This is a genomic window from Myroides sp. N17-2, from assembly GCF_002286775.1.
Taxonomy (GTDB): Bacteria; Bacteroidota; Bacteroidia; order Flavobacteriales; family Flavobacteriaceae; genus Flavobacterium.
On sequence record NZ_NSGJ01000036.1, the window covers coordinates 13,968 to 26,211 of the forward strand.

Consider the following 12,244-nt stretch of genomic DNA (forward strand, 5'->3'; position numbering starts at 1 on the left):
TATGGGCTAAATCTGTTGTATAATTTGTAGAGATTGTTGTACTATTCCTAAAAGGATAGGTAATTAGGGCTTATTTGTCTATTCTCCAAGCTAGTAAAAATAATAACCGATAGCAACAAGTACTATCGGTTATAAGTATACATCAACTAGATTACCTTATTGGAGTTGTATTAGAGAATTAAAGTAATCAACTAATAGTTGTTGTTCTTCCTTGCTAAGAGCAGTGTTTTTATGCATTAGGGTATAGGAATCTAAAGGCATTTTATTCTGCTGAATCTGATTAATGATCTGTTTGAACTTTGATTTTGTTCTCCTAGGACCATAACTAGATAGTTCATCGAAGTTAAGTTTTTCTTTCCCATCCACGATATGTTCCTCCATTAGAGAAGCCATAGGTTGCACTTCACTATACCAAGGGTATTTGGTATTATTACTATGACAGTCATAACACGAGTTACTCAATACAGTATTAACCTGCTCAGGAACCTTATACGCCGTAGCGAAAGTAGTATTTTCTGAAGTTACAGAGATATTTTTCTCAAGTCTTTTTAGCTGTATAAGTAAAAAAATAACTAGTAGAGTAACTTCACTATTTTAGTAAACATAGTAGTTTGTTTTTTAAATTAGAATCTAGTTCACCCTGCTATGTGTTTAACTAAGCAAGGTGAAGCTTAGCTATAGACTTACTTTAGTTCTTCTTGAATTTCACCGCATGAAGACATTCTTGATCCCATATAAGGATTCTTATACTCCTTGTTCTCACTTAACCAAAAGGCTCCTTTTTTATCATTATACATAGGGCAGAATACTTTATAGTATGGCTTAGAAGTACCGAATAACTTTGCTATATCATAGATGTCAGTGCTGATATCGATTAAATGTTCTCTTTGATGAGCGATATTACCAATGTTATCAGCTATGTGTTCAGCATTCTCTTGAATGTTAGGCATAATATCATCATACATACTTTTTTGTTCTGCAGTTAGCCCTGTGCTATTTATATCTTTAAGAGCGACTAACATACCCTTTGCTGCATTTGCAGCGTCTTTATCGCTATCTGTAGCTAAGGCATTGATTAGTTGTTCATAATGGGCAAATAATTGAGAGAAGTCTGTTTTTTGAACTGCAGTCTCTATTGTAGTAGTTGATACTGAGTTTTCCTCATTATTTTGTGTAGTTTGCTTATTGTTGCAGCCTGTTAATACTAAGGCAGTAAAGGTAATTAATCCTAAAAATAAATGTTTCATTGTAATGAATGTTAAAGTTAAACTATCTTATTTTCGAGCATATAGAATAGGGGGACTTTACTATAAATAGTAGTCACATTACGATGCAATTCTAATGATTTTGAAAATAAAGGGATGTCAAAAGCGAACTATTGCTTTTGATCAGATATACTTTAGGCTATAAAGCCAATAATTTAACCGATTTTAGGTGGTTGCCAAATAGCTAATGCCTCAGAAGAATAAAGAGGCTGCTGATAAATAGGATAGGTATTCTTATCCTTTTGTATAAACACAACGTGAATCTGTTTAGAAGCTTGTGCTATAAAAGAAATGTGACAAAAACTTTGACACGATACTTGACAACAATCGTTCGATAAAGTAGACTCTGTATCTTCAGTATCATCACAACATGGATTACCACAGGTATCACTAAAAGACTGAGAAAGTACTTGTGTGGCTAAGACTTGATCACCACTATCAGTACATGCTAATAACTCACTTGGGAATAATATAATTCCGAGTAAGAATAGTTTTAAGTATGTACCTAAGCGTTTGTTCATATTTCCTATAAGATGACACAAAGGTAGATTATATTTTTAAATAAATTTCAGTCCTTAAAAAATGTATTTGGAGTGATTTCTATTGGTTAAAGACATTTGTTGTCAATTTTAAATGTTTTGATAAGTAAAAAGATGGTAAAAAGTACAACTTTATGAATGTATTAGAAAAAAAGTATACTAATGATATTTGTTGTTTTTTGATTTTTTGTTAAAAAAAGGCTTTTGGTTGGGGTTGTGTGGTTGTATTGTATCCTGTTTTTTGTTTTTTGTGTAAAAAAACGCTTATAAGTAAAAATAACACATTGTTTTATGTTAAATATTGGTACTTTTAAAATGTATTAACGATCAACTTGATACTAGATAGTTATAACTGAATAAAATGTTTTAATCAGTTATAGTTTGGTAAGTACTTAGTTATAAAATACATTTTTTTTCTTTTCTATTTATAAAGGCGAATCCCTAACCAAGTCGTCGATGTAAAACAACAAATGGCTAGTCTATATTATAGGCTAGCTTTTTTTGTTTCAGTCACCTTCCAGTCAGATTTCACTCTCGTTCCCAAAACAGACCTTCGTTGAGAACAAACAGGCAATCTTGGGAAGGAATTGGGAACAAAGGATTTATTATCTTTTCACTATGCTTACAAATGTCTAGTAATCGCTTTTGTATTTAACATAAAAAAATCCCTAGCACATAACTTATGAAACTAGGGATTTAAAGTACAAATATATAAATGCTACGAAAGCTGTTTTTCGATGCTCTTGCGGTCTTTTTTGCTCATAATAAGCTCACCAAGTTTATTGATATACACTCTTGTTTTAAGAGTGCGTATTCTACCGAAGTGATGGAATAGCACATAGAGTAGTACACCGATACTAGCTATGTTGATATATCCATAGAGTGTCTTGGTCGCTGCTAAGACGCCGTTAAGCTGTACCGCAGGTAGGCTAATGCCTGAGCCTGCTCGTAGTAGCACGGCATCATCTAAGTACACCGCTAGGTTATTAAGACTCTGGATCTGGAGTTGATACTGTACCCAAGAGTATAATGCGCTAAAGATACCTACAGCGATAAACGTACGCCAAACTACTGCAAAGCCTATTAATCCTAACATAATGGCGATATCTAGCTTGTCTAAGGTGTAGTACCACGTAGCGATAAAGATAACGCCCATACCATATCCTTTAAAGAACATCGGCAAGTACCACATCGAGTAGCTAAACTCTGTAGCCATAGACAGGTACATCGCTACGCTATAGAGCATAAACCCTGAGAATCCTGAGAAGATAAGCATACGGATAGGTAGTTCGTTCTTATACCAATTATAACAGACTAACGCCGCGGCTATCAGTCCGGGTATTAATAGTGTGTTTAAAGAGGCATTAGTCACAGGGTTATATCCTAATATCCCGACAGCGAAGATGTTCTGTATCGTAGCTGTGGCTAGGTACATCCCTAGGCACAATAGCATAATAACACCGTGTCGTACATTCGTTTTTCTAAAGGCGGTAAGCGGTAAGAATGGTCTTCTGACAACTTGCTGACGTAAGACAAATATAAACAGCAGTATCCCAAATAGCAGTGTGCAGTATCGTATAATCTCTGAGTCAAACCACGCCTGCTGTTTACCAAAGGCAAGGATATAGGCAAGGATCATAAAAGTGAAGTTAAATAGTAGTATACTTAACCAATCGATATAGATAAAGGGAACTTTGCGCATAAAGCGTTTGTTATGTTGAAAGACAACACATACCAAGGCGGCAAAGAAGCACATCATCGCAAAGCGCATATAACCGATTTGCCAATTATATAGATAAGATAATTTAGCCATATAGTATCCTGATAACTGCGTGACGATTAGTAATACGGAGTAATAAACACTATAGAATATCCCTCTGTTTCCCCCGACACTAAGAAGCATCATAAGGGGAAGAACCACTTCCATCATTCCCGCCATCTTAAACACGCCCATTAAGTAGGAGCAGGTGATGATGATATAGGGATTATGTGTCGTGCCTTGTATCACGTATAAAATACCTAGCATAGTTAGTGAAGTCACAAGTATCTCTTTAGTTCTGAACCTTGCTTTTATTCTAACTACTAGTGGCATCACTGTACCAAGTCCTATCGCATAGGCATAGTTCGCCCATAGGTAGTACTCCGTCGATGCACCTGTACTTCCTACGAGATAGGTGATGTTGGTTGTGTATATCCCACTGATACAAAAGAATACAAAGGCTATCAGTGTGATAAGTAACAACATAATAGGCTTGGGTACCCAAGTGTGAAATAATCCTTTGTTATACATTTTTGTTTTTTTGTGATGTTGTAGAGTTGTGATCTTGTAGAGTTGTGATGTTGCTTGAAAGACAATTTGCACTATTAAAGTTGAGTAAAAACCGTTAACTATTCACCGTTCACTATTTTAAAACTTATAGTGAACTATTAAAGTTGAGTAAAAACCGTTAACTGTCAACTGTTCACCGTTAACTCTTAATTCGCTAGTTGTATATTCATATTCATTCCTGCCTTAAGGCTAGCGATATCTTGGATATCATTGGTCTCTGTGAACTCTATACGCACAGGGATACGTTGTTGCACTTTTACGAAGTTACCTGTTGAGTTGTCCGTAGGCATACTAGAGTATCTAGATCCTGTAGCAGCAGAGATAGCAGTTACCTTTCCCTCGAAGTGTTTTCCCTTTACAGCGTCTGCGGTCATGTCGATTATTGCACCGAGTTGTATATTGCCCATTTGAGATTCAAGAAAGTTCGCCGTTACCCATTTCTCGTTATCTCTAACGATAGTGGTGATCTGCTGACTAGGAGAGAGAAGTTGTCCTTCATTGATCAGACGTCTTCCCATCACTCCATCATAAGGAGCTGTAATCACAGTATAAGACAAGTTTAGCTTAGCCATATCGAGCATTGCTTTTGTACGTTTAATATCAGCATCATTTAGCGCTATGCGAGTCTGAATCTCATTCACGGACAACTTGGTTGTATTCTGTTGTTTGACTAAGCTCTCGTAAGACGATTTCGCTGCCTGATACTCTGTTTTTACTTGGTCATACTGTTGTTGAGTGACTGCCTCAGCTTGTAGCAAGTTCTCGTATCTTTTGTTGTTTTGCTCCGCGTTCCATAGACGTGCTTTAGCTCCTTCAATATTAGAACTAAACACCCCGATATTATTAGAGGCAGTCTGTACAGAAGACGCTGTTACATTCTTAGCTGCTAATGCGCTTAGGTATGCCGCTTCAGCTTGTTCTACTTGCGTAAGAATCTCTCTGTCATCTAAGATCACTAGTGTATCTCCTTTATGTACCTGTTGGTGTTCTATAAATCGGATATCTTTAATATAGGCAGATACACGAGTGTTTATTGGGTTGATGAATTCTTCTACCTGTGCTGACTCTGTGTAGTCTTTATCGTTAATGTGGAAGTATTTAGTTAATAACCAAAAGAAGGCGATACCTATTATAGCAAAGGTTAGGGTGTTTACTAAAAGTATTTTTGCCTTCTTTTTTTTATCTTCTTTAGCCTTACTTTGCTTAGCCTCTTCTTGTGAAGCTTTATCTTTGTCAACTTGCTCCACTGGAGTAGGTTGTTCATTTATTGTATTTTCTTTATTTTCCATTGCTTTTATTGTGATGTTGTGAAGGTGTTTTTTTGCGATGTCGTGATGTTGAGAAGTTGTTCCCATCTATGTCACCCTGACGATAGGAAGGGTCACACTTGTAATTCTATCAAGTAACCGCAATCTATTTCACGTCATATAAGTACATTATGGCGTAGCCAAACATTCCTAATTCCTAATTAAATGCCCTGCGGGCATTAAAGCGTTCCTGTCGACTTAAGTAGATTATAATATTGATATAACACGTTAATCTCAGCGTTAGCGAACTGTAGTTCTGCCTCTAGCTTAGCATTAGTGGCATCAGTCATTTCTGCTTGTATGGCTAATTGGTTTAAGTATTTCGCCTCGATGATCTTATAGTTCTCTTGTGCGAGCTGTTGACTTTTCTTGAGTAGGTTAGCGTTTTGTACAGCCTCATCGTACTTAGTGTAAGAAGCATTGACTCCCATTTCCACTTGTTGCTGAACTAAGGTTACAGACTCCTCAGCTTTGTTTTTCTGAAGTTGTTCTAACTTTACTTTTTTCGGTGTTTTATATAAGTTGTCAATATTATAACTTAACGCAACACCTACTTGCCAAGCGTTAGAGTACATATCCATTACAGGATTAGTCGTAGTGATAGGTCTAGTCATATTATAACCACCTACTGCAGATACAGAAGGATACTTATCGGTATTGGCTATCTCTATTTTCTTTTGGGCTACTTCTACACCTTTCTCTACCTTTTGCATCATCGGATGTTGCGTGTAGGCGAGGTTTAAGTAGAAGTTATAATCTCCGTCTAGCACCTTGTGATTTAAGGATTCTATAGGGGTTAACTTAGTGGTAGTCGGCAGTCCAAGAGCGATATCTAGGTTATAGTTAAGAATAGACAAGTTGTTATCTACGATTAGCAATGCCTGATCCATATTCTGCAAGGCAAGTTCTCCTCTTATAACCTCGTTACGAGTCATCATTCCTTGTTTATAGAAGCGGTTTACATTCTCTAGTCTGATTTGCGCCAACTGTTTATTGTTTTGGTACACGCGTTCTTGGTGGATCAGTTTATAAGCGTCTAAGTAGTTTGAGATAACTAAGAACTTAATAGACTGTTGATCCTGTATAAGGTCTAAAGAAGCTAGTTGTTCTCCTATCTTAGCTAGTTCGATATTCTTATTAATCACACCTCCTTTATACAGTAACTCAGAAGCCTGCAGGGCATAGCTGTTCCCGAAGTGAGGCATACTCTTATTCATCACGTGGCTAAAGTCTCTGTCTAATATCTGTGCATCTGCTATATAAGAAGCATTGGCAGTAAATGCGAGGTGTGGTAGCTGTTGTTGTTTTACTAATAGTGTTTGTTGAGCACTAATATCCTTGTTTAACGCAGTGACTTTAAGTTGCTGATGGTTCTCCATCGCTAGGTTTACTGCCTGTTCTATACTAATTGTCTTTTCGCTTACTTGGCTATACACGGATGTATATGAGAGAAGAAGTAAGCTTAATCCACAAAAGTATTTGTGGGTAATTCTGATCATCTTATTTGTACTTTATGGGGACAAAGTTACCTCAGTACGCTATGGTATAAAATGATTGAGAATAGCAAAAAAGATGTTCGAAAGTATTATTTTATTGTTTGAACAGACTGCGGTACTCTGTTGGGCTAGAGTCTTGATGTTTTTTAAAGAAGTGAGTAAAAGCGTATTGGTCACTGAAGTTTAACTTCGTGGCTATCTGTTTAATAGGTAGGGTAGTAGTCGATAATTGGGCTTTAGCCTCATTGAATATAAACTCACTAATGATCTCATTAGGCGTCTTACCTGACGTGTCTTTGACTACGGTACTTAGATGTCTAATAGAGAGTTGTAGTTGATCTGCGTAGTACTGCACTGATTTGGTCTCTAGATAATGATCTGAGACTAACATCACGAAGCGGTATGTGATCTTCTGCTGTGAAGTCATCTGCTTACTAGGATCATCATTTAGCGGCACAGCGATACTCACGATGTGATATAGGATGATATTAAAGTAATCTTCTATAATGAATTTGGCATACTCTATCTCATCAAAATGCTGAAGGTAATAGGCTAGTGACTCCACGTTAGCCCAAAAGATGTCTATCTCGGGTTTGCTGATGTGGAAGTTGCGCTGTAGCTGTGTCTTTAGGTCCCTATATATCTTAAGACGGTGTAGCTTAAAGGATGCTGTCTCTAGAAAGTTCTTGTCATAGCTCAGTAGTCTTAGCTCGGCGTCCTCTGTGATCTCTAGTATCTCATAGACATACTTGACGTCAATTAAGAAGATAGAGTTCTCTACGATCTCAAACTCGTTAATCTGCTCGCGTACTTTAAGCCTTCCTTTTTTGACAAATAAGAAAGAAGAACGCGTAGGTCTATAGGGGTGACCGAACTGCGCATCTTCGAATATGTTCTGTTGATCATATATTTGGATGTGTATGTATGATGAGTTGGCGGTAGCTATATTTCCTTGGATCATAAGATGCTTTTGATGTGTGCAAGTTAAGCAAAAAAGAGAAGGTATGGACTTTAGATGTCTATCGGTATTCTGGATTAACTAGGGTCTCAAGGCTAAGCGTTCCTAGCCAGGTATACCTCAGTAAGTATGTTCTTAATGGATAAGAAACTGGAAAAGAAAAAGAACTCTTTCATAATTTAATAACACTTTGCTGGACTTACCAGCCGGTTAAAGAGATTGACAGATAATATTCTTTATAGCACAAAGGATTTTTATAAATCTGTTGATACAGATATTGAACCAAATTGGCATCTTGTTTTTCTATTACTCAAAGAAAATGATTCTCTAACAGTTACTGATATATCTGAGCGTTTGTTATTGTCTCATCCAGCCGTGATAAAAATAATTAAGAATATGAAGGCGGGGGGCTATGTAAACACGGTTCCGCACTCCTTAGATTCTAGAAAGCAAATGTTAAAGTTAAGTCAGAAAGCAGAGCAATCCCTTCCTGAATTTGAAAAATACTGGGCTGCATGTATATTGACAATGGAACAACTTTTAGAAGGTAATTCTATTTTTATGGATTCACTAGAAAAAATAGAGCAGAAGATAGAAGAAAGTAGTTACAAAGAAAGAACACTAAAAAACTTAAAAACGATAGAAAAATGATAAAAGTATTTATTGCTGGTGCTACCGGCTGGGCAGGATCTGCCTTAAGTAAAGGCGTATGCGAAAATAAAAACATGGAATTAGTGGGAGCCCTCTCAAGAAAACACAAAGGAGAAAATCTTTCAGAAGTGCTTGGAATTAATTACAGTAATATTCCAATATTTGAGGATATTCAAAGTGCTCTTGATAAAACTGATTTTGATGTTTTAATTGATTATACTAGACCTGAAGTGGGTAAAAAAAATATAATTGAATCATTAAAAAGAGGTAAAAAAGTAGTAATCGGTACTTCTGGATTAACCAATGATGATATAAAGGAAATTGAGGATGTTGCCAATGATAACGACACTTCTGTGCTTGCAGTTGGAAATTTTGCTATCTCGGTAGTACTGCTTCAGAAATTTTCTGAGATGGCTGCTAAATATATGCCTAATTATGAAATTATGGATTATACTCATGAAGATAAGATAGACAGTCCAAGTGGTACTGCAAGAGAACTAGCTTATAGACTTTCTAATGTTAATAAGCCTAATGTACATGTTTCTGAGGATGAACTCATAGGGGGAAAATCCAGTCGTGGTGTAGCATTAAATGGCGTTCAGGTTCATTCTGTAAGACTACCTGGTTTTGTTATTTCAGTGGAGACTATTTTTGGGCTGAAAGATGAGAAGCTTACCATACGCCATGATTCTGGCCAAGGAGCTGAACCTTATGTAAAGGGAGCATTACTTGCTATAGAAAAAGTAGGTTCTTTTAAAGGACTCAGACGAGGGCTAGATACAGTAATGGATTTTTAACTTTATGTTATTTATTATATCATAATATAACTCCATACACAAGGCAATTATGATAAATAAATATATCTTTTTTCATAACTAATATTTCTGTCGAGCAAGTTAAGCAAAAAAGAGAAGGTATGGACTTTAGATGTCTGCGGAGTTAATGAGGTATGCGTGCGGTGTTCTTGCTGAAGGAAGCCTTCTGAGCAGGCATACCTAAGAGAATAGGCACAAAATCGGCTATAAACCGCAAGAGGGGAGAGGAAATCAATTAGTAAGGTATGTTTTTATAATTCGTAAGTACATATTATATTTTTATAAATAATTATCAATGAGTGTTATAGGTGTGTTGGGATGAATATAAAAGTAATCAAAACAGAGAAAGAATATGAAGACGCTTTAACAAGGTTAGAGCTAATCTTCGATGCAGTGCCTGGTACAGATGCTGGAGATGAAGTGGAATCGCTAAGCATTTTAGTAGAAAAATACGAGAATGAACATTATCCAATAGATTTACCTGATCCTATAGAGGCTATAAAGTTTAGAATGGAACAGTTAGGGTATTCGCAGGGTAATGTCATTAGATAATCTAAAAGCTTGTGAAAAAGCACTTAATATGAAAGTATCGAAACAAATTAGTAATAGAGCTGATGAGGTGAAAGAAAGCCTTAAAATAGCTGTAGAAGAACTTAAGCTTGTAAGAAAGGGAAAGATGAGAGGATACTCAAAGCAAGAGTTACTTGATGAGCTATAATAGCAGTACTTAAAGTAGTATGATACAATCACTGTTTTACTCTTTTTTGTGCGAATTAGCTAAGCCTATTTTGTAAAAATAAGAGGTTAAATAGTCAAAAAAAAGCTTATTTAGACAAAAACGTCAAAATAAGCTTTTTTTTATATGTCTATTTTTACATATTTGTATAAATAAGATGTTTTTTAGATGCTTATTTGTACATTTGTGTAAATGATGAAGATATGGGAAAGTCAAGATTAATACCAACAGAAAAGATAGTCGATCGATTACAATTTGAAAATCCTTGGTGGATTACACAGAAGATACCTAGTGTGTATCAAGAGATGTCAAAACGATTGTATTTTGATTTATTCTATCCTTTTGTTACAGAACGTGAGATACGAAGAGCGGTAGTACTGATGGGACCAAGACGAGTAGGAAAGACAGTTATGATGTTTCATACCATCTCACAGTTAATAGAAGAGGGAGTAGACCCTAGACAAATATTCTTTGTAGGGATAGATAATCCTATTTATATTCACTTAGGACTTCAAGAGATATTAGACTTGTGTATTGATGCTGTGAAGTCTGATAATTTAGATGATTGTTACGTGTTCTTTGATGAGATACAATATTTAAAAGACTGGGAACGACACCTAAAGGTATTAGTAGATTCTTATCCGAAGACTAAGTTTGTTGTTTCTGGATCTGCTGCTGCTGCGTTAAAGTGGCACAGTACAGAGAGCGGAGCGGGAAGATTTACAGACTTTATGTTGCCACCTCTAACATTCCAAGAGTTTATTCATTTAAAAAACAAGAACTATCTTATACAACAAGGTTCTATTTCATATGGAGATAAGCAAGTTCCGTATTGTCTAAGTAATGATATTGAGGAATTAAATAAGGAGTTTGTTCAGTATCTAAATTTTGGAGGTTATCCTGAGGTAGTTATGTCTGAAAAGATACAGCAGGATATGGGACGTTATGTTAAGAATGACATCGTAGATAAGGTCTTGCTAAGTGACTTACCTAGTCTATATGGGATAAAGGATGTACAGGAACTAAATAGGTTTTTTTCATATGTAGCTTATAATACTGGCAATGAGTTCTCTTATGAGACAATGTCTAGAGAAAGTGGAATACAGAAAGAAGTAATAAAGAAATATCTAGAGTATCTAGAAGCAGCTTTTCTGATTAAAGTCCTAAATAAAGTAGATGTTAGTGCTAAGCGATTAAAACGAATTACAAGTTTTAAAGTTTATCTGACAAATTCTTCTTTGAGAACAGCGTTATTCTCTCCTATTAAGGAGACAGATAGCGAGATGGGAAATATGGTAGAAACAGCTATATTATCTCAATGGATGCACCGTGATAATTTAGATTTAACTTATTCTAGATGGAAAGAAGGGCGAAATGAAGGAGAAGTAGATTTAGTATTAGTAGATGATAAGCGCTTTAAACCTGTATGGGGTGTAGAAATTAAATGGAGTAATAGATATTATGAGAAACCTCAAGACTTAAGTAGCTTGATTCAATTCTGTAAAGTAAACGATTTTACAAGTGCTCTAGTTACTTCTATAGATAAACAAGGAACAAAAGAAGTAAGTGATTTAATGTTTACATTTTTGCCTGCGTCTATTTATGCCTATAATATTGGAGAAAATACCCTTAGAATGAAATCAACAAGTTATTAGTCTGCTTTGTAAAAATAAGAAGTTAAATAGTCAAAAAAAAGCTTATTTCGACAAAAACGTCAAAATAAGCTTTTTTTTACACCTCTATTTTTACATATTTGTATAAATAAAGTGTTTTCTCTATGATAGTAGTGTAGTTTACCCACTTCTCGCTTTTCTCTAGAGGAGCTTCTTTGCTTTGAGCACTAAGATTAAGCCCCAAAAATAGTGATAGAACAACTAATGTATTTCTCATAATATCAGTTGAATAATTAGTAATAGGATGTAAGATAAGGTTTAATAGCTTAATCCTCAAATTAATATTGTTTTCATTTTAACCCGGAATACGCGATAGACCTATTAACGAGAATGAATTATACAAAACAGCTCTGAATTTATGAAAAAAGCATACTATAGTATGGTTTTAGAAGAAATGAAAGAGATGTAAAGTAGAATTTATTCGTAGTATAGGGCGAATGCGGATTCTGGGTTTAACCATTGACTAGGGGGAAAA

The 12,244-nt window shown here is 35.5% G+C and carries 13 protein-coding genes; 5 read left to right on the forward strand and 8 right to left on the reverse strand.

The window, feature by feature from the left end; all coding sequences use genetic code 11:
• Positions 1 to 156: 156 nt before the first annotated feature.
• From CF599_RS13965 to CF599_RS13995, 7 genes are all read right to left on the reverse strand, one after another.
• Positions 157 to 570, reverse strand: coding sequence for a heme-binding domain-containing protein (locus tag CF599_RS13965; RefSeq protein ID WP_121966626.1), 414 nt, complete (start codon positions 568 to 570; stop codon positions 157 to 159).
• A 113-nt stretch (positions 571 to 683) separates the two neighbouring features.
• Positions 684 to 1,247: a DUF3347 domain-containing protein gene (locus CF599_RS13970; RefSeq protein ID WP_121966627.1), complete on the reverse strand. Its 564-nt coding sequence runs from the start codon at positions 1,245 to 1,247 to the stop codon at positions 684 to 686.
• Positions 1,248 to 1,420: 173 nt separating this feature from the next.
• Positions 1,421 to 1,786, reverse strand: coding sequence for a hypothetical protein (locus CF599_RS13975; protein ID WP_121966628.1), 366 nt, complete (start codon positions 1,784 to 1,786; stop codon positions 1,421 to 1,423).
• Between the two features lie 736 nt (positions 1,787 to 2,522).
• Entirely contained in the window at positions 2,523 to 4,094 is a 1,572-nt protein-coding gene (locus CF599_RS13980; protein WP_121966657.1) for an MFS transporter, read from the reverse strand.
• Positions 4,095 to 4,279: 185 nt separating this feature from the next.
• Positions 4,280 to 5,422, reverse strand: a complete 1,143-nt coding sequence (locus CF599_RS13985) for an HlyD family secretion protein (RefSeq protein WP_121966658.1) — start codon at positions 5,420 to 5,422, stop codon at positions 4,280 to 4,282.
• A gap of 197 nt (positions 5,423 to 5,619) precedes the next feature.
• Entirely contained in the window at positions 5,620 to 6,939 is a 1,320-nt protein-coding gene (locus tag CF599_RS13990) for a TolC family protein (RefSeq protein ID WP_121966629.1), read from the reverse strand.
• 91 nt (positions 6,940 to 7,030) lie between these two features.
• On the reverse strand, positions 7,031 to 7,897 hold the full coding sequence (locus CF599_RS13995; RefSeq protein WP_121966630.1) for an AraC family transcriptional regulator: 867 nt from the start codon (positions 7,895 to 7,897) through the stop codon (positions 7,031 to 7,033).
• Positions 7,898 to 8,113: 216 nt separating this feature from the next.
• On the opposite strand from CF599_RS13995, the gene CF599_RS14000 reads away from it, so the two are divergent.
• The 5 genes from CF599_RS14000 to CF599_RS14020 all read left to right on the forward strand — a co-directional run bounded on the left by CF599_RS14000 (position 8,114) and on the right by CF599_RS14020 (position 11,751).
• Positions 8,114 to 8,545, forward strand: a complete 432-nt coding sequence (locus CF599_RS14000; protein ID WP_121966631.1) for a MarR family winged helix-turn-helix transcriptional regulator — start codon at positions 8,114 to 8,116, stop codon at positions 8,543 to 8,545.
• A complete protein-coding gene (gene dapB / locus CF599_RS14005) occupies positions 8,542 to 9,342 on the forward strand; it encodes a 4-hydroxy-tetrahydrodipicolinate reductase (protein ID WP_121966632.1) in 801 nt (266 codons plus the stop codon). The genes CF599_RS14000 and dapB overlap by 4 nt, the downstream gene beginning before the upstream one ends.
• Positions 9,343 to 9,678: 336 nt before the next feature.
• A complete protein-coding gene (locus CF599_RS14010) occupies positions 9,679 to 9,912 on the forward strand; it encodes a type II toxin-antitoxin system HigA family antitoxin (protein WP_121966633.1) in 234 nt (77 codons plus the stop codon).
• 28 nt (positions 9,913 to 9,940) lie between these two features.
• Positions 9,941 to 10,078, forward strand: coding sequence for a hypothetical protein (locus CF599_RS19545; RefSeq protein WP_158221785.1), 138 nt, complete (start codon positions 9,941 to 9,943; stop codon positions 10,076 to 10,078).
• A 221-nt stretch (positions 10,079 to 10,299) separates the two neighbouring features.
• Positions 10,300 to 11,751 (forward strand): ATP-binding protein, encoded by a 1,452-nt coding sequence (locus CF599_RS14020; protein ID WP_121966635.1) that lies wholly within the window; start codon positions 10,300 to 10,302, stop codon positions 11,749 to 11,751.
• Positions 11,752 to 11,827: 76 nt separating this feature from the next.
• Here CF599_RS14020 and CF599_RS19550 read toward each other — a convergent pair whose 3' ends face one another.
• Positions 11,828 to 12,046 (reverse strand): hypothetical protein, encoded by a 219-nt coding sequence (locus CF599_RS19550; protein ID WP_158221786.1) that lies wholly within the window; start codon positions 12,044 to 12,046, stop codon positions 11,828 to 11,830.
• Positions 12,047 to 12,244 lie beyond the last annotated feature (198 nt).

Bases quoted from the DNA above. Each gene is read 5' to 3' on its own strand.
- CF599_RS13970 (WP_121966627.1), bottom strand. From the start codon at position 1,247: ATGAAACATTTATTTTTAGGATTAATTACCTTTACTGCCTTAGTATTA.
- dapB (WP_121966632.1), top strand. From the start codon at position 8,542: ATGATAAAAGTATTTATTGCTGGTGCTACCGGCTGGGCAGGATCTGCC.
- CF599_RS19545 (WP_158221785.1), top strand. From the start codon at position 9,941: ATGAAAGTATCGAAACAAATTAGTAATAGAGCTGATGAGGTGAAAGAA.
- CF599_RS13985 (WP_121966658.1), bottom strand. From the start codon at position 5,422: ATGGAAAATAAAGAAAATACAATAAATGAACAACCTACTCCAGTGGAG.
- CF599_RS14010 (WP_121966633.1), top strand. From the start codon at position 9,679: ATGAATATAAAAGTAATCAAAACAGAGAAAGAATATGAAGACGCTTTA.
- CF599_RS13980 (WP_121966657.1), bottom strand. From the start codon at position 4,094: ATGTATAACAAAGGATTATTTCACACTTGGGTACCCAAGCCTATTATG.
- CF599_RS14020 (WP_121966635.1), top strand. From the start codon at position 10,300: ATGGGAAAGTCAAGATTAATACCAACAGAAAAGATAGTCGATCGATTA.
- CF599_RS13995 (WP_121966630.1), bottom strand. From the start codon at position 7,897: ATGATCCAAGGAAATATAGCTACCGCCAACTCATCATACATACACATC.
- CF599_RS13990 (WP_121966629.1), bottom strand. From the start codon at position 6,939: ATGATCAGAATTACCCACAAATACTTTTGTGGATTAAGCTTACTTCTT.
- CF599_RS13975 (WP_121966628.1), bottom strand. From the start codon at position 1,786: ATGAACAAACGCTTAGGTACATACTTAAAACTATTCTTACTCGGAATT.